The sequence below is a fragment of the Rathayibacter sp. AY1C9 genome, from assembly GCF_002932315.1.
GTDB lineage: Bacteria > Actinomycetota > Actinomycetes > Actinomycetales > Microbacteriaceae > Rathayibacter.
Window position 1 is genome coordinate 1 of record NZ_PSVZ01000012.1, and the last position, 21,789, is coordinate 21,789.

A 21,789-nucleotide genomic window follows, 5' to 3' on the forward strand; every position below is an offset into this window, starting at 1 on the left:
CTGCGGTTGATGCGAGAACGGGCGTCGTCCTGCGGGCGGCAGGCGAGCCGCACTGCCGACTCGTCGACCGGGTCCGGCACTCCACCACCGACGCGCCCGCCCCCGACCTCAGGACACCGTGAACCCTCAGGACACCGCGAAAGCCCCCGCCTTCCCCTGGATCGGCCTGCTCACGCTCGCCGGCGCCGTCTTCGTCTCCGTGACGAGCGAGTTCCTCCCGACCGGGCTCATCCCCGATATGTCGCGCGACCTCGGGGTGAGCATCTCGCTCACCGGCCAGCTCGTCACGATCTTCGCCGCGACCGTCGTCGTCGCGACGACTCCGCTGACCCTGGTGACCCAGCGCTTCTCGCGCAAGAGCCTCCTCCTCGTGGCGCTGTGCACCATCGCGGTCGCCAACGTCCTCGCCGCGCTCGCCCCCACCTTCGGGCTGCTCATCGGCGCGCGCATCCTCGGCGGGCTCGCCCACGGCCTCTTCTGGGCGATCGTCGCCGCCTACTCCGCGCACCTCGTCGCTCCGGAGCAGCTCGGCCGCGCGACCGCGATCACGGCGGGCGGCGGATCCGCGGCCTTCGTCCTCGGCGTCCCCCTGGGCACGGCGCTCGGGCATGCGTTCGGCTGGCGGCCCACCTTCGCGATCCTCGGCGGCGTCGTGCTCGTGCTCGCGCTGATCGTGGTGAAGTTCCTGCCCGCGGTCGACCACCACATCCCGCTGCGGACCGGCGAGATCCGCCTGCCGGCGCGGAAGGACCGGACGCTCCCCCGCATCATCGGCGTCTGCGTCGTCATCCTGCTGGTGCTGATCGGCCAGAACACCCTCTCGACCTACATCACGCCCTGGCTCGAGAACGCCTCCTTCGCCCCCGACACGGTGCCGCTCGTGCTCTTCGCGTTCGGCGGCGCAGGGGCGGTCGGACTCGTCCTGGCCGGCTTCGCGACCGACCGGTTCCCCCGCTCGGGCTTCGTGGTCGCCGCGATCGCGGTCGTGCTGGCGCTCGCGGGCCTGGCCGTCGCCGCGGGCACCGGCGCCGCCACGGCCGTGGTCGTCGCCGCCGTGGTCTGGAACATCGCGTTCGGCGGCATCCCGGCGATGCTGCAGACCCGGATGCTGCGCACCTCCTCCTTCCAGCTGCGGAGCCTCGCCGCGGCGCTCCAGACGACGGCGTTCAACATCGGCATCGGCGGCGGCGCGGTCGTCGGCGGACTGGCGATCGACGCGAGCGGGCTCGACGTGCTGCCGTGGGTCGCGATCGTCATCGTCGCGGTGGGGCTCGTCGTCAGCCTGATCGTCGACGCCCGGGCGACGGCGGCGGTGCGGGCGGAGGCGGTTCCTACTCGCTGATCCTGTTCATGACGGAGGTAGAACGTGCTCCGGCGCGCGCCGATCCGCGTGTTCACGCTCGAGCTGGAACGTTCTTCCTCCGTTGTGAAGACGGCGGCCTCCGGCTTCGTGGACACGGCGGCGTTCCTCCGGCGCGAACACCGGGATGTCGTCCGCACGGCCGACGCTGCGCCGCGGGGAGCAGGGGATACGGTCGAGGGATGAGAGACGGAACCCGATGAGCCCGAGCACCCTCGAGCCGCCGCTGGCCCTCCCCTACTACGGGGCTCCGCCGATGGCGGCGCTCCGCCGCTTCTTCGGCAACTACCTCCGCTTCCGCGGGAGGGCGAGCCGGGCCGAGTACTGGTGGATCATCCTCCTCGGCAGCGTCCTCACAGGGCTGCTGCAGCTGGCCGACGGCGGTCCGTGGCGCCTCGACTTCACGCTGACCCCGTACCCGAGCGGCGCGCCGTTCCAGACCTTCTGGGTGTCGCTCGCCGCGGGCGCGATCGCCCTGGCGACGTTCCTCCCGTCGCTCTCGCTGATCTGGCGGCGGCTGCACGACGTGAACCGCAGCGGGCTGTGGATCCTCGCGATCCTCGTGCCGATCGCCGGCTACGTGTTCCTGCTGATCCTGTTCGTGCTGCCGCCGCGGCCGGAGGGCGCGCGGTTCGACTGAGGGGCGGACGCGTCGGTGGTGGAGTGCCGGACCCGGTCGACGAGTCGGCAGTGCGGCTCGCCTGCCGCCCGCAGGACGACGCCCGTTCTCGCATCAACCGCAGGAACCGTGATGCGCCCGAGCCCCAGGGTCGTGTAACCGGCTTCCTTCTCACCGGTGACCCTGGACGTGCCGATCGCGAGACAGATCACTGACCAAGCGAGAGCGGCGAAGAACAGCACCAGCTGCACGAAAAGGGGCAGACGCGATCCCGGAGGAAGGACCGCGAACCCGACGAAGAGCCAGATACAGGCGATCGCCTGGGCGAGAGTTCCCCACCCGGTGCTGAGAACACGTGTAAGCGCAGACCAACCGGGCAGCACTTCCACCCTCTCCGGCACCAGCGCAGGTACCCTCTCCGCCCCCGACATCATGCGCCCTCCGTCGGCGGCGCCAGGGCGACAGCGCCAGCGGCGCGCGCATCAGCCCGCTGCACCGCCCGATAGACCGTCGACCGCGCGACCTTGAACTCCGCCGCGAACTCGGCAACGATGCAGTTCCCGGCACGATGCTCTGCGACCAGATGCGCCTCGATCTTCGGCGACAGCTTCGGCTGACGGCCACGCAGACGCCCCTTGGCCTTCGCGACCTTCATCCCCTCACGAGTGCGGGCACGAATCAGATCCCCCTCGAACTCCGCGACCATCGCGAGCACGTCGAACAGCAGCCGGCCGATCGGATCCTCCGGATCGTGGACCGATCCCCCGATGCTGAGCTTCACCCCGCGGCGGGTCAGCTCATCAACGATGTCGCGAGGGTCTGTGATGGACCGCGCGAGCCGGTCGAGCTTCGTCACGAGCAGAGTCGATCCGGCGTTGCACGCAGCCAGCGCCTCTCGTAGCGCGGGACGCTCGCGGTTCCGGCCGGTCAGACCCAAGTCGGCGTAGATCCGATCGGATGGGACGCCGGCCGCCCGGAGCGCGTCCCGCTAAGCGGTCGCATCCTGCTTGTCGGTTGAGACGCGGGCGTATCCCACGAGCGACCGTGCGCTCAGTGTGTCAGTTGACGCCCCACCATCGGGCATCTCATCGGGCGGGTCTATTGCGACAAACAGCGCCGCGAGATTCCGGTCTCATGCGCGGCCATCCTGGGCGGCCGGATGACGACCCCTCATCGGACGCCGGACGCATCGACGCACTAGCCCTCCGAGGCTCGCGCCGCACTACCGTCGAATGCGCCCGACCAAGGCACCCCTAATCCAGTAAGGGGGTGTCCTGCCCGCAGCACGGTGAGGGTGGCAGCCCGTTCGAGCCGGGCCGGGTCAGAGGAGCCTCGCGCTGCGGGCGCGAGGCTCCCGCTCGACGCGGAGAGCGATTCCCTATCGGTACGCATGTCCAAATCCTCGCGCATCGAACAGGGGCCGGAGAGGCTCCTCGACGCCGGAGCGGCTGTCCTCATCTACTCCGGAGGTGTCCGTTAGGGGGACTTGGGTTCAGCCGGTCGTTGCAATACCACCGTGAGTCGGAGTGTTGGCGATGGGATCGAAGTTGAAGCAGCGTGCCCGGGGTGGCGCGGTTCTGGGAGCTGCCGAGGGAAGGGTCGAGTCGGTCGGCGGCCCGTGATGCTGTCGGCGTGCCGGTGAAGAGCCGCTCAACGGAGCAATCAGCTGCTTTCCGTCCGTCGCCTCGCAGGGGGTGTCTGCTCGGATCTTATGCTTGATTCGTCACATTGTTTAGTGGTTCAGTATCGCGTCGACGTTTTCGGTCGTTCCGTATCCCACCATTCGATGAGGTTGGCGTGCAAGATTAGCGCGAAGGCTTCGACTGCAAGGTCGCCTCCGGTGGTCAGGGAATCGATTGCGGCAGGGTCCCACTGGTCGAGATTCACTACCTCGTCAGTGGAGGTGGGTGTAGCTCGAATGGTTGTGTCAACGCTCCATCCGTTTGAGCTGTGGGTTGCGGTAGCCGCGATGACGTCGTACGGGGTGGAGTAGTGGCGGCGCATCCACCCCACGACGTCGGCGAGGTCGCGGGTGTCGGTCAATCGTTCTCGATCGGGGTGTAGACGGGGCATCCGGTCCCGTAGGGCGGTTGGATGATGGGTGCGGCGGTGGTGCTGCTGGTAGATCGGGTGTTTATGGTGCTGTCGATTTTGTAGGCGTTGACGATGCCGATGGGGTTAGCGAGGGCATCGGAGCCGTTGTAGGCGTTATATCCGAAGAGAACGAAGTAGACGGGTGTGCAGTTCGCGTCGTAGAGCGTCTTAGAGCCTGAGCTCCCGGGTGCGTAGAGGCCGTAGCTGAGTGTCTGCTGAATATCGAAGTTGGTGTCCGCGTCAAAGTGGCCGCGAGCGATGATGTGATTCAGTCCGAACCGGGAATTTCCGCAACGCAGCGGCAGGTGCGACAACCGTACCCAGGACGAGCGCAACGAACACCGTGGCGATTTTGCCAGCGGACCGATTTCGTGAGGTGTGCATGACTATTACGACCTTCATCCAAGTCCCCGCGCTCACCCCTTGTGAGCGGTCGTCGTGCACGTCTAGGTCTACTCCGCATAGCTCGGCAATACAACCCTGGGTGTTGCCGACACCCGGGCTTGGCAGCGGGACACGCATGCACTTCGAAGATCATCAGTGGGACAGTGTTCGTGGCAGCGAGCTGCAAGTTGGCGTCTGCGGGAGGGCCGTTCCCCGCACCAGCCCGGCGCGCGGGATGCGCCGCGCGCGGGCGCGGGCGGCAGCGTTCCGCAGGACAGCCGCTCGCGGCCATCACTGCTACTGCAGCGACCAGCGCCAGTTCCGAGCGCAGTAGGAACATCCCGCGCTGATGTCCTCCGGCCCGAACGTCGGAGTAATGATCGACGGTGCGAGCTTCACCGCCACAGGCTTCGCGGGACGATACCGCTGCCCGCAGACGTCTAGGCGCCCGGCCAACCATCCCCATACGGTATGCGCGCGGAACGGCCTAAGCCGCTCACCTCGTGCCATAACCTCGTGCCATGCGCACCCTTGAGCGGCTACTGCTCGCGGCGCTCATCACTGCTGCCTGCGCTCTTGTGGCGACGATCACCCTCCTGGGGTTGGCGTCCCTCGACTCCCCTCGGGACACGACTCCGCCATACGACCCCACCCCCTCGGTCCATCCGACCGCTCGTCCAATACCTCAGAAGATCGATGGCTGACCGGTCAATGATCTCTATACGGAACGTGCCGTGGTCTGCTCAACCGACGATCACGGCGGTACGCAGAGCCAGAACCCAGCTGGTGACGGCGCCGACCACCCCCAAGGCGAGCAGCAGCGACCTCCATCGAGCGTGGGAGCGCGTGCTGACGCGCATCGCTACGACCAGGAGAACGAGGGTCGCGAGGGCGACAGAGCACAGAGCCGGCCACGCGACGTGGAACCCCGTGCATTGAGGAGGAAGGGACTCGTTGCACGCAAACGTGAATCCGTCGAGGAAGACGCCCGCGACGAGGGCGAGGAGAGTGATTACGCCCGCGATCACGGCGGAAGCATTGAGCGACAGTGTCTGCACACCATCACTCTCGGACCAGCGAGTGAACGGCAGGAGCGCACTGGTCCATCCGGGTCGGATCTGTCCCGGAGACCGATCCCCATACGGGACGCAGGATTAGCTGAACTCGGCGCTGCTCAAGATCTGCGGACGAGCGTCGGAAGAACGCTGTGGTCGACGGTCTCGACGACAGCTGCGGTGACGACGGGCCCGACGGTGAAGCGGCGGGGTGGCGGATAGCTTCGCCGAGAAGGCGCCCGCGCAGCTCAACGAGGAGCGCGACGATCCGGGTTCGCATCTCAGGTCGCCGCCCCTACTCCTCGGGGGGCCTGAAGACGCGGCCAGCCGGGGTCGTGAGACGCATGACGACGGCGGCTCGTGCCCCACATCTCCCGCATTACGGGTCCATGTAGCCCCTGCGCGCATCGAGGCTCTTTTGTATACCACCGTCAGCGAACGTTTCGAGGTGTATGCGGTTCTGCGCGGTCACTGCAGCTCAGAGGAAGGTTGTAGCATCGTGGAAACCTGCCCGAAACGGTGTTTGGGATACAAAAGAGGAGTCCTCGCGGTGACCATCACTCTGGAGCCGCTTCCCCCCTCGCCCTGCTGGGAGCTACACATGTCAGCTGTATCCCGCACCACCGCTCCGCCCGCCTCCGGACACACGGTCGCCTCCGTCCTCGACTCCATCGGCTTCACCCGCGCGCAGTTCTGGATCTTCCTACTGATCCTCGCCGGGGAGTTCTTCAACACCCTCGAGCAGAACTCGGTGGGTGCCATGGGCAGCCACATCAAGGAGACGCTGCAGATCGGCGACATCCAGCTCACGACGATCAACACCGCCACGGTCATCGGCGGACTGATCGGCCGCGTGCTGGCCGGCTACCTCGCCGACCGATACGGCCGCCGCTTCTCGCTCAGCCTCAACCTGCTGATCTACACGCTCGGCGGCCTGCTCAGCGCCGTCGCGATGAACTACGAGATGCTGCTCGTCAGCCGCCTGATCGTCGGCATCGGCATCGGCGGCGAGTTCATGATCGGCCTGGTCATGCTCTCCGAGATGGTCTCCACCCGCTTCCGCGGCACCGCGATCGGCGCCGTCAACGTCGGCGCCGGGGGCCTGGGCAACTTCCTCTCCTACGGCCTGTTCCTGCTGCTGCTCGGCCCGCTGGAGACCCCGCTCGGCGGCCCCGACTCGGTGTGGCGCTGGTCGTTCGTGATCCTCGCCGTCCCCGCGCTGCTGGTCGTCTTCTACCGCCGCAAGCTGCCGGAGACGCCGCGCTGGCTGCTCTCGCAGGGCCGCACGGAGGAGGCGAACCGCTCGCTCGCGATCCTCGCCTCGAACTCGCTCACCCCCACCACTGACCGCCCGCCCGTCGAGCTGTCGCCGGACGACCTGCCGCCCGTGCGGATGTCCGCCTCCCCCGCCGCGGTGTTCAGCCGCCCGGTGATCCGCCGCACCGCCGCCCTCGGCGTCGCGTCCTGGATGGCCTTCGGCTCGCAGGTCACGCTGAACTTCCTGATGCCGACCCTGCTGGTCGAGCGCGGCTACTCCGTCTCGGAGAGCCTGCTCTACACGATGATCATGAACATCGGCTCGCTCCTCGGAGCGACGACCGCGGCCCTGATCGCCGGTCGCGTCGGCCGCCGCACCGCCGTCGGCGCCGCCGGAGTCCTCGGCTGCCTCACCGCGCTCGCCTTCGCCGGCTTCGGGAACGGCACCGGGGCGATCCTGATGCTCGGCGCGCTCTTCCAGTTCTTCACGATGGTCACCAACACCACCCTCGCCACCTGGACCGCCGAGATCTTCCCGACCGCGATCCGCGCCTCCGGCGCCTCGATCGTCAACGGCATCGGCAACATCGCCGGAGCGGTCATGCCGTTCCTCGCCGTCGCGCTCTACGGCTCGTTCGCCTTCGCCGGCGTCTTCGGCCTCGCCGCCGTGATGTACGCGGTGCTCGTCGTCGCCTCCCGCTTCGCCCCGGAGACCCGGGGACGCTCGCTCGAGGACGTCAACGAGAACGCGATCGCCGCCGCCCACTGACCCACCCCCGCCCCCGGCGCTCCGGCGCCGGGGGCGCGACCCACCACCGGACAGCACCACAAGGAGCACCATGGACACCCTCACCGTCTCGGCCACCGCCAACGGACTCAACTACCTCCCCGAGTACGTCGCCGACGTCGGCGGCCTGTTCGCCGAGCGCGGCCTCGCCGTCACCGCCACCGCCTGCGACCCCTGGACCGGCGTCCTCGACGACCTCGACTCCGGTGCCGCCGACCTCGCCCTCGGCGGGCTCTGGGTCCCCGGGATGTACGCCGGCACCAGCCGCGAGCTGACCGTCGTCGGCCAGCTCAACCACCGCTTCCCGATGACGATCGTGGCCCGCGACGGCTCCGGACCGGTCGGCCTGGACTGGCTGGCCGGCAAGGTCGTGCTCGCCCCGGGCGCCGGCGGCAGCGCGCCGTTCGAGTTCACCGCAGGCCTGATCCGCGAGGCCGGCCTCGACGTCTCCGCCACCCGCTGGGCGCGCGACCTGTCCACGGCGATGATGCTCGAGCTCTACCGCGACGGCCTCGGCGACGCGATCGTGCTCGACCTGCTCTCCGCGAAGGAGCTCGTCGCGGCCGGCGGCGGGCAGATCGTCTTCCGCCACCTCGACGCGGGCGTGATGCCCAACAGCGTCTACTACACCCGCACCGAGCGGGTCGAGGAGCTCGCCGACCGCACCGAGCGCTTCGTCGACGCGATCGAGACGGCGATGCAGCGGATCACGGCGGGCGAGGCCGGCGCCGAGATCGACGCGGTGCTCGCCGCGCGCTGGCCCGACCGCGACCCGGTGCTCCTGCACGAGGCCGCCGACGAGATGGCCGCCGGCGGGGTCTGGGACACGACCGTGATCGACGAGGCCGCCTCCGACCGCTGGATGCGGATCCTCGCGGAGGCCGGGCTCGTCACCCGCGCCCCCTCCCTCGCCGAGCTGACCGGCCGCACGACGGTCGGCGCGCGCTGATGACGCTCGTCCTCGCCTTCGAGCAGATCGCCGGGCTGCTCCCCGACGTCGACGTGCTCGGCGCGGTCGAGCAGGTGTTCGCGGACCTCGGCTCCGGGGCGCTGCACCAGGGCGCGCCGACGGCCCTCGCGGGCGAGGACGACGGGCTGATCCTGCCGATGGCGGTCCGCTCCGACGCCCTGGGCCTGGCCGCCGTGAAGCTGATGGCCGACCTGCCCGGCAACGCGGCGCGCGGGCTGCCGACGCAGCGCTCGACCATCCTGGTCACCTCGCTGCTCACCGGGGAGTGCGTGGGCGTCCTGGACGGAGCGCTGATCACCCGGGCGCGCACCGCCGCCGCCTCCGCGGTCGCCACCCGGCATCTCGCCCGGGCGGACAGCCGGGTGCTCGGGCTGATCGGCGCCGGCAACCTCGCCGTCGCGCACGTCCGCGCGCTGCAGGCGGTGCGCGACCTGGACGAGATCGTGGTCTGGTCGCGGTCGGACGCGACGCTCGACCGGTTCGAGGAGGCGGTGGGGCGCCCCGTGACCCGCGCCGCGGATCCGCGGGCCGTCGCCGAGCGCTCCGACGTGCTCTGCACGCTGACGCCGTCGGTCGAGCCGATCGTGCGCGGCGCCTGGCTGCACGCCGGCCAGCACGTGAACGCCGTGGGCGCCCGTCCGCGGCCGGAGCACCGCGAGCTCGACTCCGCGGCGATGGCGCTCGGCACGCTCGTCGTCGACAGCGCGGCCACCGCGCGGGCGAAGTCCGGAGACCTCGTCCTCGCGATCGCGGAGGGCGCCCTCGACGCGGCGGCCGGGCTGCTCGAGCTCGGCGACGTCGTGGCCGGCACCGCTCCCGGCCGCACCCGGGACGACGAGATCACCGTGTTCGACTCCGTCGGCCTCGCCGCGCAGGACCTCGCGGTCGCCGCCGCGCTGATCGATCTGGCGCGGCTGCGGGACGCGGGCAGCGCTGTCCGGCTGTCCGGCGTCCCCGCGGCGGCGGGCCGCTGATGCGCATCGCCGTCGTCAACTGCAACACGACCGAGTCGATGACCGAGACGGCCGCCGCCCGCGCCCGGCTCGCCGTCGGGCCGGGCACCGAGATCGTCGCGATCACGCCGAGCTGGGGCGTCGCCTCGGCCGAGGGCTGGTACGACAGCTTCCTCAGCGCCGCCGCCGTCCTGCACACCCTCGAGCGGCTGCCGGCCGGCATCGACGGCGTCGTGATGGCGGGCTTCGGCGAGCACGGCCGCGAGGGCGCCCGCGAGCTGCTCGACGTGCCCGTCGTCGACATCACGGAGGCGTCCGCGCACCTCGCGATGCTGCTCGGCCGCCGCTACGGAGTCGTCACCACCGTCCGCCGCGCGGTCGGCCAGATCGAGGACAGCCTCACCACCGCCGGCCTCATCGCGCACTGCGCCGCGATCGAGGACACCGGCCTCGGCGTGCTCGAGCTGGAGGAGGATCCGCAGGCGACCCTCGACGCCTTCGTCGCGGCGGGCGAGCGCGCGATCGCCCGCGGCGCCGAGGTGATCTGCCTCGGCTGCGCGGGGATGGCGGGGCTCGAGGAGCACGTCGGCGCGCGGCTGCCCGTGCCGGTGGTCGACGGGGTCGCGGCGGCGGCCGCGCTCGTCGATACGCTCGTCCGGCAGCAGCTCGGCACCAGCCGGATCGACAGCTACGCCCGCCCGCTGCCGAAGGAGCGCAGCTGGCCCGGCGGCTGAGCGCGGGGCCGAGCGGGGTGGCCGGCGGACCGCACAGGCGGGGCCGAGCGTGTTGAATGGTCGCACCGGCGTCGCGAGGAGGACCGTCATGACACTCGCCAGCACCGAGGAGTCGCTCGCCAGCCAGACCTACCGGACGCTGCGCCGGCAGATCATCCTCGGCCAGCACTCGCAGGGATCGCGGCTGGTCGAGGCCTCACTGGCCGCCGAGCTGCACGTCTCACGACTGCCGGTGCGCGAGGCCGTGCCGCAGCTGGCCAACGAGGGCTTCGTGCGGATGCTCCCACGCCGCTCCACCCGCGTCGCCCAGTGGAGCATCGAGGACGTCGTCGAACTCTTCGACGTCCGACTCAGCCTCGAGACCCTCGCCGCGCGGCTGGCCGCACAGGCCGTCGCCGCCGGCGCGTCACTGCAACCGCTGCTCGACGCGATCGACGCGGAGCACCGCGCCCTCGACAGCGAGGACTGGCTCGAGGTCGCCGAGACCTCGACCGTCGTGCACGAGGCAATCGTCGAAGTCGCCGGCAGCGCCCTGCTCTCCTCGCTGATGCGCGCCGTCACTGGGCGGATGACGTGGCTGTTCTACCTCACCAGCGCACGCGACCAGCGCCAGCAGTCCGACGAGCACCACGGCCTCCTCGACGCGATCCGCGCCGGCAACGACCGCCTCGCCGAGTCGATCGCCTTCACCCACATCGAGAAGGGCCGGGCGCCCTCCCTCGCGATGATCGCCGGACAGTAGCCACCAATGTGAGGCGGTGCCCCTGCGACCGGTTAACCATCCCCTTTCGGGACGATCCGGAGCGTCCTCGCAACGCTGCGCGTTCGTCGTGTTGCAACTCCTCGTCGTGCAGACATGTACAGAGTGAGGGGCCGAGGGGGTGCAACGTGGAGAAGGGCGATCGCGACGTCTTCGAGGAGCTGTTCGCGGCGAACTTCGACGACCTGATCCGCTATGTCCGGCGTCGCGCCCCGGAGCAACTTGTGGACGACGTGGTGGCCGAAACGTTCCTCATCGCGTGGCGCCGGCGCGGGGACCTTCCCGCGCATCCGCGTCCCTGGCTCTTCGCCACGGCCTCGAACGTTCTGCGCAACGCCGTCCGGCGGGAGGCGCGCGAGCATCTTGTCGCTGAGCGCGTCTGGCTACCGGGCGCAGCCGATGCCGACAGCTCCGCCGAGATCGATGCGCTCCAGGCGCTGCGATCGATGTCCGCGGCAGACCAGGAGGTGCTCGCCCTGCACGTCTGGGAGGACCTCTCGGACGCGGAGGCGGCGAAAGTGCTCGGGTGCAGTCGTGCCGCATTCTCGATGCGCCTGTCGCGGGCGAAGAAGAGGTACGCGGCGATCCTCGACCCGACTCGGCCGAGCCGTGCGCGGCTCACCGCGCTCCCCACGGAAGGTCTCTCATGACGAGCACCGACGAACTGCACGCCCTCAAGCGGGCCGACCCCGCACGCCGAGGAGACGACGCGGCCGACGCGGAGCGACTCCACGAGCGCATCCTCGTCAGCATCGAGTCCGAGACAACACACCGCGAGAGCCCGAGGACGGATATCCGTCGGCGGCTGATCGTGGGCGTGTGCGCGCTCGGGTTCGCTGCGTCTCTCGTCGCCGTAGCGGCGATCGCCGGTCGTCCAGCGGCTCCCGTCAGCACGGTGGCGCTGAGCGCAGGGGGGATCTCCCCTTCGGGCCTGGCGAGCTGGACGCCTGAACCGGAGGCAGGCGCACGCAGCTCCTCCGTCCTTGAAAACTGCATCGACACCCTCGACGCCAACTCGAACACCTCCGAGCCAGCTGACGTCGTGTCGGCGGACACACGGGGCACCGTCGAATCAGTGCTTGTCGAGAGCGGTCCCTACGTGGCCTGGTGCGTCGGAGAGAGCGCCACCGTCCCGACCTATCTACTGCTCGACGGCCCCGGCAACGCCACTCAGGCTCCTTCATCCGGCTCGATCGAGCTCTTCGCGTCCGGAGGGCACCTCCCGCCGGACGGTTACGGCTTCGCCGCCGGCACGGTCGGTCAGGACGTCGCCAGCATCACGCTGACCGAGGACGGCCATGAGGTCGCGGCGACCATCTCTAACGGGTGGTGGTCCGCCTGGTGGCCTAGCACCGACGACACCCTTCTCCTCGATGGAAGCATCACCATCGAGAACACGGATGGCGGAACGACGACGATCGGCGCTCAGACGCTCCAATGAGCCATCCCCATACGGGACGGCCGGTACGCCGCCTCTCCCCGACGGAATCGTGCGACGATCACCGCGTGAACTCACAAGTTAGGGCCTTCGACAAACGCTGGCGAGCCGAGTGGGGCGATGACGTGGCGCCGATCGGATGGCACATGCGCGCGCTCGGCTCCGGGGCCGACCGGTGGAGCAGATTTCACACCCTGCCGAAGTCGAAGCAGTACCCCGAGAGCCTGGAGGAGATGCAGACGGTTCTCGATCGCTACGTCACCTTGCTGACCGAGGTCGCGGGCGATCCTGCAGCCCCTCTGCTCGTCATCGCGCAGGAATGGGATCGAGACGACCTCGCGTGGACTCCGTGGATCGAAGCTCTTCTTCCCGATGCCGTCCACTGGAGAACCTCCGTGCACGACGAGACCCTCTACGATCTCCCAGCTCTGACGATCAGCTTCGGGCCACACCGACCCGAAGAACTCGAGCCACTGTTCCGCGCCGTCTCGAACGAGGAGGCGCACGTCGCCGTCACCGACGCCACCGCGAGCTGGCTCTTCGCCCCCTACGACGGAGGTGTCGACGTCTTCCTCAAGGACAAGCGACAGCAGGAAGACCTGCGAGCGAGTTTCTCGGACTGGCTACCGACGCCAGGACTTCCCGGTTCACCACCCGACAGCAACTGACGACCGGAACGGGTTCCGGCAATCGCAGCAGAGCGTTCGGTGAACCATTCCCATACGGAACGGCACAGAACGGTTGCAGCCGTCCGGCGTGCGGCGCTCCCGGCAGAAGAGGATCATCCCTGTCATGCCAGCATTCACAGGGCGGCCCTGGGTGTTCGACGCACTCGGGTCGAGCTCCGACCTCGACGCTGCGATCGAGTCGGCAGAGGACGACGGCGGCCTCGTCCGTCTCGACGCGCGGGCGATGCGGACGGCCGACGAGCTCTGGGACGTGTACGGCCGTCACTTCTCGTTCCCCACCACAGTGGAGAACTGGCCGGCCTTTCACGAGTACATTCGCGACCTGTCCTGGTTCCAGGCCTTCTCCTACTTGACCGTCATCGAGCACGCCGCGTTCATCCTCGCCGATGAGCCGCTGGAACGAGCGACCTTCCGTCGGCTGCTGAGCTCCGCCGGGCAAGCGTGGGAGAACAGCCCCGTGAAAGAGTTCCGCTTCAACTCAGTGTTCCTGTTCGACGTGAGCCCATCGACCGAATGACGCGAGGCGGGATCCAGTCGCTCGCAGGACCGCGACACGCTTCCGCAAGGGGCGCCCGTCCCCGTGGGTTTTCTTCGCGCCAGCCGACCTGATCGCCGGGAAGACTCCGGGGAGGGATCCGCTCGGCGGTACTGTCCACGCATGAGAGATGTCGACCAGCCCTTCGCCTTCGCGAAGATCGAGTGGCTCTCGCCCGAGGCCGGCGGACGCCGTAACGGGCCCCCGGCGGGCGTCTATGCCGTGAACTGCTTCGCGGTACACCTGAAGCCACGACACATCGGTCGCAGCGAACACTTCAGCGTGATCATGCAACGCGTGAACCCCGACTCGGCCGAGCAGTGGAAGCTCGACTTCTTCTCGCACAAGATTGCCGCCAGAGAGGTGAAAACCGGAGGGACGCTAGCCATCGCCGAAGGAGGCAGGCTGGTTGCGGTCGCTGAGATCCTCTCTCTTGTGGCGCCGTCCGCTCGCAGCAGCATCCCCCGCTAGACACTCAGAGGGGCCTCGCGGGTCCCAGTGAACGATCCCCATACGAGACGGCGGGCTCGGGAGCTCGTCATCTAATTGAGAGCGAGGTGCAACGATGAGCGCATGGATGAAGCGGCGACAGTACGGCGCGCTGACCTGCTGTGGCAGGAAGGTCGCCGAGCGGTCGCTCTTGAGCTCTTGCGCATGCAGGTTCGCCGCTTCCCCTCGGACACGATGGCCAGGCTCGCGCTGATCGCGAAGTACCGTGAGCTCGGCGCCCCCGACCAAGCAGGTCGCTGGGGGCTCGCTCTGGATGGCGAGACTTCGGACTTTGAACGAGACAGGGCTGCGCGCCTACTGGCAGGGGCAGGCGTCCGCGACCGGGATCTGCCCGACTTCCTCGCTCTGCCCTCTCGCGATCTTCCTCAAGAAGCTCTCGAGTTGCTCCCTCTGGTCGAGCGCTATCGCGCACGGTTCGATGAAGAGCACCCCTACGGGGAACCACCGCCGGGAGACCGGCTCGATTTCTCTGCCATCGTCCTCTTGTTCTCTTCAGCCGGGCTGACCATCGTTGCAATGGCGATTGTCTGGGGTGGCGTAGCCCTCGGCCTGCAAATGACCGCCTTCGCTCGATGGTCAGGTCTCGCCTGCGTCGGCATAGCCGCTCTCGGTTGCGTGACACGGGGCTGGTGGTGGTTGCGCTCAGGATCTCGAGTGCTCGGCTGGGCCTGGCTAGCGCCGGCCGCGATCGTCATGGCCGGAGTCATCCTCCTCATCACGGCCGCAGCTCACAACGGCGGAGAGCTTCATTTCACTGGGAAAGAGTGAATCGACGCGCCACCCGACGAGCGCGTCGCATGACGTCCCACGCGACCGGTCAGCGATTCCCTTTCGGGACGCGTGTGGTGGGTAGCGTCCGCCCTACTCTGACGGGATGGAACTCCGGACCGCGAAGACCCTAGGCATCCTCGCGATGGTGATCGGAACCCCAGTCGCCCTCCTCACCCACACGATCGGCTGGGTTCAGACCGGCTGGGAACCCGCCGCCGTGCAGTGCCAGCACAGCGAATACCCCGACGGGATCGACCTCTACTCCAGCCGCGTATCGGGCGAGAAGATCCTCTACCCGCTCGGCCTGTCCTGCCCCTACGCAGCCAGCGAGACCTCACCGGGCATCACCATCCGTCACTACAGGTGGGACGCCACCGCCCTCTTCACCGCAGCCGCCGCACTCGCTCTCGCGGGAACCGTCGTCGCGCTCAGAGCCGAACGCAAGCAGGAGCTCATCACCGAGTCGCAGGAAGAACGAGCGACGACATAGCGCAGCGCCCCCTCTGCCGGTCAACGATCCCCTTACGGGACGGCCGGTACGCCGACTCTCTCCCCGACAGAATCGTGCATCCGTGTCATGCCATCAGGGGTGCAGGGTTGAGCCAGACTGGCCGAGTGTCAGCACTGCGCCATTGGGCGCCATTCCCCTTCATCGCAGTCGCCATCGTCGCAACGGTAATTCTCACCGCTCTCCACCTGGTCGAGCTGTATGTGCTGACTACCCAGCAGCTCGCGCAGGTCGGGACTGGGCAAAATACCGCGGGAATAGTCGCGTTCTTCGCGGTCTACCTCATTCCGTCCGCCCTGATCGAAGGTGTGCTCATCGGGCTTGCTGCGTTCGCTGCCGCTCGGCTCCTGAAGCGCGGACGTCGAGTCTCGCAACGCGCGATCGCACCGCTCGTCGGTCTGGTCGCGGCGGTCGTCGCCCTCTGCCTAATGGTGGTGCCGTTGATCGGGTACGCCACAGGTGGGCTTCTCCAGCTGGGCGCCGGGATCGCGGCCCTCCTCTCGGGCGAAGCCGGAAGCGGCCCGGCGAACCTGATGGCAGCCATCGCGCTCGCCCTCCTCCTATACGTCGGAGCCTTCACCCTGAGTGCACGCCGCCTCTTCAATACCGCTGCGGCCGCGGACGCTCACGCCCGCTGACATCTACAGCTCCTCGGATGGACCCGCTGGACGATCCCCGTACGGGACAGCAGTGCCGAGACGCGCTTGAGGACAACACCGACCGAGCGCGTCGAGAAGTCCCGCCGATGTCAGGAGGGGTCGCGGTCTCCGCGCACTGTGAGGAACCAGGCGGTGTCATTGTCCGCGTTCGATGCGATGGCGTCGACACTCGATATCGGCTTCTCGCCAAGCGACGCGGGATCGATCTCGTGTGGGCCATCGGCGCAGTCGATCGCGTCGAGGGTGGTCGTCGTCCTCGTCGCCGGTCCCCCAGCCGTGGAAAGCGATCCGATTTCGAGGTCGATCACTCCTTCACCGAGGCAATCGAAGGTGATCGCGGTCGGCAGCGCCGGCCTCTCGAGGGTGACTTCGACGCGGCCGCCGTCATCGTCGGCCTCGACGTTCAGCGAGAGGACCGCTACGACGTCGCGATCCGTTGCCACGTCCGCCTGGCGCTCTTCGCGCCACTGCGTGATTCGAGGATCTTCACCGGGTACCGGTGTGCAGCCGGCGAGAGCCGCCACAAGAACAAGGCCAGCTGCTGTGTGGATGGGGCGGTGCCTCATTGCTCCACAGTAGAGGCACAGGACGCCGAAGAAGACCCATCATCACAGCGCCAGCGCTCGTCTCCTTCGCAGCGCGATACGGTGTGCTGACGAGGCACAGGGGGATGCGGTGGAATCGACGACGCGCCTGAGGCGGGTGGCCGGAGCGGCAGTGGCGGCGCTCACGATGACGCTCATGGCCGGGTGTTCCGGCCCCGACACCGAGGCGTACACCGATTTCGAGCGGGCGCAGGACGAGCGGGACACTCTTCCCGACGTCGGCACCGTAGGAGACGGCTACGACCCCGCCTCGATCCGTTACGTCGGCTCAGCCGACGGACTGGACGTCTGGATCGGGTCGCAGACCACGACCGGAGGCCGGTGCGTCATCGTGGACGGAGACGGCGACAACGAAGACGGAAGCGGCTGCGGGGATGAGCTGTCGCTGAACGGAGCATGGGCCGTCCAGATTCACACCGATGGCGCCGGTCCAGACGACCCCACTGGCCTCGACTGGACGAGCCTTGGCGAGAACGTGTCCATCCGCCGGTACTAACCACCCTGTTCCTCACGTCGACCGCGCGGACGAGCACGTGCGAACGACCCCTACCGGCCGCCCGGTCGACCATCCCCATACGGGACGCCGCGCTCGGAGCATCTCGCCTTGCTCGCGCAGCGTCGTGCGGAGGATCATCTCGAAGGTGGCAGATGATTGGTACCGCGATCCTGGGTGGGATGCCGCTGACCGTGACGAGTTCGAGCGTCGTCTCAGCCGAGCACGACCGCACAACCGTCAGCAGTACCTCAAGCTCAAGGCCATAGCTCTTCGTGACGCGGGCCTGATCGACGCCGCTCGATCCCTGCTCATCCGCGCAGTGGACTACCCCGAGCCGGATCTCGCCGTTGAACGCGCGCATAGTCGCGAGTTGCTCGGAAACATTGCTGTGCAGACCGGCGACGTGGAGGAGGCCCTGCACCAGTACCGGACGGTGATCCAGGAGAATCCGACCTTGAACGGCACATCGGGGTCGATACGCATCGCTGCCGCCGAGGTGCTCCTCACCCGAAAGGGGCCAGGAGACGTCGAGGAGGCCATCGCCCACCTCGACTCGTGGCCGGCTGAAGTCGGCTTCCAACTCTCGTCCGAGATCTTCCGGTGGCATCTAGCGCGCATCAGCGCGGCCACGATCAAGCGCGACGTCGACGCCGTACGAGAGTCTGCACGCGCTGCTCTGCAACTGGTCGAGGCCCCACCTCAATTCCGGTTCCACCCGACCGTCGGCCTCGTTCACACGGACCGCAAGACGCTGCGCCAGCTGCGTCGCTGGGCGAGGTGAACCCAAGCCACCTGCTCCAACAGCAGATGATGCTCTCAGCATCTCTCTAAGCCATCCCCCGACGGAACGCCCATGCGCTCTCTTCGGCACTGCTCTGGTAAGCGCCGAACTACAGCTGGGGAGAGACTTGGGGCATGTGGTTAGAGGGAATCGCGCTTGAGCGGCGGTTACGCGAGCTGGACACCCCTGGGCCCGGCGATGAGCCGGTTGACTTCGACGGTCAGCGACTGGCAGCAAAGGTGGACGCCCTCGTCGCACTGCTCGATGAGAGCTTTCCCAGGGCTGTAACGGCGGATCGTCCCTGGGAATGGCAGGACTCCGCGACCTTCACGCACGTCACGGTCGACGGTGCAGCAAACCGCACTTCGGCGAACCTCGTCATCTGCATCAGCCGACACGGAGACCTTTGCTTCATTGCCCTCGAAGCCCAGGAAGCGTATACACGCGAGGAGTTCGATGCGCTGGTCGAACCAGAGGACTTGTCATCGATACTGGCAGCCCTCGACACCGTGAACTTCACAGTCACTGCCGAAGAAACGCTCTGGGCCCGATACGACGGACCGCGCGTGATGAGCAACTCGAGCTGGATCGAACGCTACTTCGGGTATCCGATTTGAGCGCGCCCGGCGAGCAGGTCCGCGCGCCGAAGCTGCGTTGAGCGGTAACCCATCCCCTTACGGGACGAACCAGCTTGCCCCGCGGGAGCCGACATGAGCAGTGAACCGTCAGGGCGTGCTCTGCGCCCCACGTACGGTCAGGAACCAAGCCGTGTCGCGATCGGCGTCAGTTGTAGCCGCGCCGACGAGATTGATGGGGTCGGTGCCGAGGGAGGCCGGATCGATGTCGAGTGGGCCATCGCCGCAGTCCACGGTCCGGACAGTGGTCTTGCCTGTCGTGACCGTGCCGGTCTTGGAGTCGGAGTCGAGCTGCAGTTCGACTGTGCCATCCCCGAAGCATTCGAAGGTAATGGCGCCGGGCAGCACCGGTTGGTCGAAGGCAGATACCAGCCGATCCCCCTCCCGTCCCGCGCTCGAATCGGACGACAGCACAGCGAGGAAGGGACCTCCCGCGTCGATGTCAGCCTGACGATCCGAGCGCCACTGGGTGAGCTGTGCGCGATCAACGGGCTCCGGCGCGCATGCGGTCATGGTGCCCACGACAGCCAGTAGGAGTGTGAGTGCAACAGAACGACGACTCATCTGCCCACCCTAGGTCCGACCGAATTAGGTCGAGCGAGTCTCATCGTCCGGCATGGCGGAAAGTGTCGCACTGGGCGATCCCCTTACGGGACGCTCTCGGTCGCGAGTCGGTTGCTCCTCGTGGTGAGAGCCGCGTCACGCCTACTGTTCTCCCGTGGGAGAACTCAAGGGAACGAGCGCGGCGGCGGTCGAGGCCGCTTCTCGTCGCGCCGAGGGGTGGATACGCCGTGGTTGAACGTCTGGACAGTTGGGATCCGAGCGGGCTCTCGCCGGACCGGCAGACATCACCCCGCCAACGACGGTCGGTGAGACTGTCGATCGCGCTGGGCGCTCTAGCCGTCGTGGCGGCCGCGGTTCTGTGGGTGGGTGATCTGCTGTTCGGAGTGCATGGCCCTTCCCACTACGTCAGCATCACCAACGACACCGGAGCCTCACTCACCTGGTCCTGCTCCTGGTCCGATCTTCACCTCGCCGCCGCGGAGACGGGTCAGCTGCGCATCCTCGACCAGCCCGACCAGGACTACGGCTGCGTCCCACAAGCAGCGACCCCCTTCGTAGCGGCGGCGCACAACAACGACATCTGCCCGTCGCTCAACTCGATGACCGAGGGAAGGCAGTTCACGGCAACCGACTTCGCGAAGACCTACCGCTGCCCGTAGCTGCATACGCGACCGGTGAACGATCCCCAAACGGGACGCCTGTAAGACGGTCCGTCAAATGGGTCGAGTGCAGGCTTCGTCAATCGCTTCTTGCTCGTCGTCGGTCAGCCACGCTTCGCTCGTGCTGGGGAACCATCCCTGGTTCGGCCACTGGTCGATGAAGTCGGTGCGGCTGGGCGCGTCGGGGTTCTCGATGCCGTTCGCTTCGTAGCAGGGCACGAGGTACTCGGTCAGGTAGCTGTAGAGGTAGTCGATCTGCTCGGACGTCATGGGCACCACGGGGGTCGTGGGATAGCTCGACCAGCAGGTGAACGCGGCGACCGATTCGGCTTCCGTCGAGGCGGACGTCATGATGCTGACGGGTCCGCCGCCGGCGGCGTTCGAGCCGAGGTCGACCGTTAGGCCGGCCGCGGTGAGGCAGCCCAGGAGTGCTGTCGAATCGTTCGGGTCGCGGTATTCCTGGAACGGGTCGGCGGGTCTCGTCGCGTCAGGGAAGCCTGCCAGGACTCCTTCCCATTGGCGGTCCTGCTCCTGGATGCGCAGCTGCTCCTGCTCGTCGGGCGCGAGAGGTGTTGGGGCGGGAGAGGGACCAAGATCGGGCATCGGGTAGGCGACGACAGAGGAACTGGTCGCCTCAGGGGTGGGGCCAGGTGCGAGAGCCCACGTCGAAACCAGGGCGACCGCGAGGACGATGACGGCTCCGGCGGCGACGATCCAGATCACCCTCGCGCGGCCGGCTGGCGTGGGGTGGGTGCGGCTCTCGCCCAGGGCGGCGGCCGCGATGGATTCCGGTTCGTCGAAGGACCGCACGCGCTCGATGGCTTCTGCCGGCTCGAGGCCGGCCAGCTCCTCATCTATCCCGTCTCGGATCGCGGAGGCGACGTCACGAGGGACGGGCCGTAGCGCCCGATCGAGCCGCTTCAAGTAGGTCTGGACCTCGCGGGGTGCGCTGGTCGGGGTCATGTGTCGTCTCCTGCCACGATCGCTTGGACGGAACGGGTGAAGGGCTCCCACTGGCGGCGGAACTCGCCCAGCTCGGCCTGTCCGGAGGGGGTGAGCTTGTAGTACTTCCGGACCGGGCCCGAACCGCTCTCCCCTGCGTAGGAGGCGATCAGACCGCGATCCTTCAACCGCCCGAGCACCGGGTAGAGCGTGCCGATGCTGGCGATCATGCCCAGCGACACCAGCTCCTCCGACAGGCGCCAGCCGTACATCGGCTCCCGCGATAGGAGCCCGAGGGCGCAGTACTCCACCACGCCCTTCCGGATCTGGGCCCCCACGTCGACTGTCATGCTTTGCATGTTAGCGTGCGATGCATACTAGCGGTGGTGGGAATCTGTCGGTCCGACTACCGCGCGACAACCAACGAAGGTGTCCCACGATGACGACTGCTTCCACCGCGTCACGTCTCTCGACTTCAGCATCCGATGGATCTGTGAACGCGTTCATCGGCTGGACCGCCGCCGGCGTGGTCACTGTGCTCGCCGCCCTGGTTCTGATGTTCAGCAGCTTCATGGTGGCTCTGGGGATCACGGACGCGGATCCATCCGAGGGAGCCATCGCGATCGGCGCCGGCGGTGTAGGTGTCATCATCTGGATCGTCGTTGCCGCTGTCGGAGGTTACGTCGCTCCCCGGAGGCTTTCGCGTCGACCTGTTCTCGTCGCGTGGCTTCCAGCTGTGGTGAGTGCCCTCTGGTGCGGGATCGCTATCGGCCTGTTTCCCGTCCTGCTCGAGAAAGTCGTCTTGCCGATGTCGTTGACCCCTGTGCCGATGAGCCAGCCGCTCCTTTTCCAAGCGATGATCCTCACGGCCGGAGCCATCCCGGCTGGAGCTGGGTTGCTGGTGATCAATCTCGTGTTGCGCGTGATCAGAGCTCGCTGCGGCCGAGCCGCGGCGCACGAGAGGTGATGCGCCTGACGTCGGGAGTCAGAGCTCCTCGTGATCCATGGCGAGAGAGGACTGGAC

26 protein-coding genes and 1 pseudogene are annotated in these 21,789 nt (G+C 67.9%); 20 read left to right on the forward strand and 7 right to left on the reverse strand.

All coding sequences use genetic code 11. The annotated features are described in order from the left end of the window. Positions 1 to 118 precede the first annotated feature (118 nt). Together C5D09_RS09745 and C5D09_RS09750 are read left to right on the forward strand one after the other, a co-directional pair. Positions 119 to 1,342, forward strand: a complete 1,224-nt coding sequence (locus tag C5D09_RS09745) for an MFS transporter (RefSeq protein ID WP_104223333.1) — start codon at positions 119 to 121, stop codon at positions 1,340 to 1,342. A gap of 217 nt (positions 1,343 to 1,559) precedes the next feature. Further along, positions 1,560 to 2,000, forward strand: a complete 441-nt coding sequence (locus C5D09_RS09750; RefSeq protein ID WP_181065714.1) for a DUF805 domain-containing protein — start codon at positions 1,560 to 1,562, stop codon at positions 1,998 to 2,000. A gap of 409 nt (positions 2,001 to 2,409) precedes the next feature. Here the strand turns inward: C5D09_RS09750 and C5D09_RS09760 are convergent. From C5D09_RS09760 to C5D09_RS09765, 3 genes and pseudogenes are all read right to left on the reverse strand, one after another. Further along, positions 2,410 to 3,063 (reverse strand): annotated as a pseudogene (locus C5D09_RS09760) (recombinase family protein). A 955-nt stretch (positions 3,064 to 4,018) separates the two neighbouring features. After that, a complete protein-coding gene (locus C5D09_RS17125; protein WP_146076920.1) occupies positions 4,019 to 4,387 on the reverse strand; it encodes a hypothetical protein in 369 nt (122 codons plus the stop codon). An 813-nt stretch (positions 4,388 to 5,200) separates the two neighbouring features. Further along, positions 5,201 to 5,515 carry a hypothetical protein gene (locus C5D09_RS09765; RefSeq protein ID WP_104224248.1) on the reverse strand — a complete coding sequence of 105 codons (315 nt, stop codon included), beginning with the start codon at positions 5,513 to 5,515 and terminating at the stop codon, positions 5,201 to 5,203. A gap of 598 nt (positions 5,516 to 6,113) precedes the next feature. Here C5D09_RS09765 and C5D09_RS09770 point away from each other — a divergent pair. The 13 genes from C5D09_RS09770 to C5D09_RS09825 all read left to right on the forward strand — a co-directional run bounded on the left by C5D09_RS09770 (position 6,114) and on the right by C5D09_RS09825 (position 16,062). Then, on the forward strand, positions 6,114 to 7,538 hold the full coding sequence (locus C5D09_RS09770) for an MFS transporter (protein ID WP_104269196.1): 1,425 nt from the start codon (positions 6,114 to 6,116) through the stop codon (positions 7,536 to 7,538). A 70-nt stretch (positions 7,539 to 7,608) separates the two neighbouring features. Next, positions 7,609 to 8,505, forward strand: coding sequence for an ABC transporter substrate-binding protein (locus tag C5D09_RS09775; protein ID WP_104238902.1), 897 nt, complete (start codon positions 7,609 to 7,611; stop codon positions 8,503 to 8,505). Next, positions 8,505 to 9,500: an ornithine cyclodeaminase family protein gene (locus C5D09_RS09780; RefSeq protein ID WP_104269197.1), complete on the forward strand. Its 996-nt coding sequence runs from the start codon at positions 8,505 to 8,507 to the stop codon at positions 9,498 to 9,500. The genes C5D09_RS09775 and C5D09_RS09780 overlap by 1 nt, the downstream gene beginning before the upstream one ends. Further along, a complete protein-coding gene (locus C5D09_RS09785) occupies positions 9,500 to 10,213 on the forward strand; it encodes an aspartate/glutamate racemase family protein (RefSeq protein WP_104269198.1) in 714 nt (237 codons plus the stop codon). Before C5D09_RS09780 ends, C5D09_RS09785 begins: the two co-directional genes overlap by 1 nt. 88 nt (positions 10,214 to 10,301) lie before the next feature. Then, positions 10,302 to 10,955 carry a GntR family transcriptional regulator gene (locus tag C5D09_RS09790; protein WP_104224667.1) on the forward strand — a complete coding sequence of 218 codons (654 nt, stop codon included), beginning with the start codon at positions 10,302 to 10,304 and terminating at the stop codon, positions 10,953 to 10,955. Between the two features lie 146 nt (positions 10,956 to 11,101). Continuing rightward, a complete protein-coding gene (locus C5D09_RS09795) occupies positions 11,102 to 11,623 on the forward strand; it encodes an RNA polymerase sigma factor (protein WP_104269199.1) in 522 nt (173 codons plus the stop codon). After that, complete coding sequence (locus tag C5D09_RS09800; RefSeq protein ID WP_104269200.1) at positions 11,620 to 12,414, forward strand: hypothetical protein; 795 nt, start codon at positions 11,620 to 11,622, stop codon at positions 12,412 to 12,414. The genes C5D09_RS09795 and C5D09_RS09800 overlap by 4 nt, the downstream gene beginning before the upstream one ends. A gap of 65 nt (positions 12,415 to 12,479) precedes the next feature. Beyond that, the gene (locus C5D09_RS09805) at positions 12,480 to 13,079 is read left to right on the forward strand and encodes a hypothetical protein (RefSeq protein ID WP_146084472.1); all 600 of its coding nucleotides are present in this window, start codon (positions 12,480 to 12,482) and stop codon (positions 13,077 to 13,079) included. 151 nt (positions 13,080 to 13,230) lie between these two features. Further along, on the forward strand, positions 13,231 to 13,617 hold the full coding sequence (locus C5D09_RS09810) for a barstar family protein (protein WP_181065713.1): 387 nt from the start codon (positions 13,231 to 13,233) through the stop codon (positions 13,615 to 13,617). Positions 13,618 to 13,758: 141 nt separating this feature from the next. Further along, the gene (locus C5D09_RS09815) at positions 13,759 to 14,106 is read left to right on the forward strand and encodes a hypothetical protein (RefSeq protein WP_104269203.1); all 348 of its coding nucleotides are present in this window, start codon (positions 13,759 to 13,761) and stop codon (positions 14,104 to 14,106) included. Positions 14,107 to 14,208: 102 nt separating this feature from the next. Then, entirely contained in the window at positions 14,209 to 14,913 is a 705-nt protein-coding gene (locus tag C5D09_RS17130; RefSeq protein WP_146082457.1) for a DUF6584 family protein, read from the forward strand. Between the two features lie 106 nt (positions 14,914 to 15,019). Continuing rightward, a complete protein-coding gene (locus C5D09_RS09820) occupies positions 15,020 to 15,406 on the forward strand; it encodes a hypothetical protein (protein WP_104269204.1) in 387 nt (128 codons plus the stop codon). Between the two features lie 125 nt (positions 15,407 to 15,531). Then, the gene (locus C5D09_RS09825) at positions 15,532 to 16,062 is read left to right on the forward strand and encodes a hypothetical protein (protein WP_104269205.1); all 531 of its coding nucleotides are present in this window, start codon (positions 15,532 to 15,534) and stop codon (positions 16,060 to 16,062) included. 110 nt (positions 16,063 to 16,172) lie between these two features. Here C5D09_RS09825 and C5D09_RS09830 read toward each other — a convergent pair whose 3' ends face one another. Next, entirely contained in the window at positions 16,173 to 16,649 is a 477-nt protein-coding gene (locus C5D09_RS09830; protein WP_146085625.1) for a hypothetical protein, read from the reverse strand. 109 nt (positions 16,650 to 16,758) lie between these two features. Here C5D09_RS09830 and C5D09_RS09835 point away from each other — a divergent pair, with 109 nt between their 5' ends. From C5D09_RS09835 to C5D09_RS09845, 3 genes are all read left to right on the forward strand, one after another. Then, entirely contained in the window at positions 16,759 to 17,184 is a 426-nt protein-coding gene (locus C5D09_RS09835) for a hypothetical protein (protein ID WP_146078955.1), read from the forward strand. Positions 17,185 to 17,329: 145 nt separating this feature from the next. Then, on the forward strand, positions 17,330 to 17,965 hold the full coding sequence (locus C5D09_RS09840) for a tetratricopeptide repeat protein (RefSeq protein WP_146076931.1): 636 nt from the start codon (positions 17,330 to 17,332) through the stop codon (positions 17,963 to 17,965). Positions 17,966 to 18,099: 134 nt separating this feature from the next. Continuing rightward, positions 18,100 to 18,582 carry a hypothetical protein gene (locus C5D09_RS09845; RefSeq protein ID WP_104223359.1) on the forward strand — a complete coding sequence of 161 codons (483 nt, stop codon included), beginning with the start codon at positions 18,100 to 18,102 and terminating at the stop codon, positions 18,580 to 18,582. A 108-nt stretch (positions 18,583 to 18,690) separates the two neighbouring features. Here C5D09_RS09845 and C5D09_RS09850 read toward each other — a convergent pair whose 3' ends face one another. After that, complete coding sequence (locus tag C5D09_RS09850) at positions 18,691 to 19,122, reverse strand: hypothetical protein (RefSeq protein WP_146076932.1); 432 nt, start codon at positions 19,120 to 19,122, stop codon at positions 18,691 to 18,693. A gap of 347 nt (positions 19,123 to 19,469) precedes the next feature. On the opposite strand from C5D09_RS09850, the gene C5D09_RS09855 reads away from it, so the two are divergent. Beyond that, positions 19,470 to 19,823 carry a hypothetical protein gene (locus C5D09_RS09855; protein ID WP_104269206.1) on the forward strand — a complete coding sequence of 118 codons (354 nt, stop codon included), beginning with the start codon at positions 19,470 to 19,472 and terminating at the stop codon, positions 19,821 to 19,823. A 54-nt stretch (positions 19,824 to 19,877) separates the two neighbouring features. Here the strand turns inward: C5D09_RS09855 and C5D09_RS09860 are convergent, their stop codons facing one another. Continuing rightward, on the reverse strand, positions 19,878 to 20,786 hold the full coding sequence (locus tag C5D09_RS09860; RefSeq protein ID WP_104223362.1) for a hypothetical protein: 909 nt from the start codon (positions 20,784 to 20,786) through the stop codon (positions 19,878 to 19,880). Then, positions 20,783 to 21,115, reverse strand: a complete 333-nt coding sequence (locus C5D09_RS09865) for a PadR family transcriptional regulator (protein ID WP_104269233.1) — start codon at positions 21,113 to 21,115, stop codon at positions 20,783 to 20,785. Before C5D09_RS09865 ends, C5D09_RS09860 begins: the two co-directional genes overlap by 4 nt. Positions 21,116 to 21,258: 143 nt before the next feature. Here C5D09_RS09865 and C5D09_RS09870 point away from each other — a divergent pair, with 143 nt between their 5' ends. Next, positions 21,259 to 21,732, forward strand: coding sequence for a hypothetical protein (locus tag C5D09_RS09870; protein ID WP_104269207.1), 474 nt, complete (start codon positions 21,259 to 21,261; stop codon positions 21,730 to 21,732). The last annotated feature ends 57 nt before the right edge of the window (positions 21,733 to 21,789 follow it).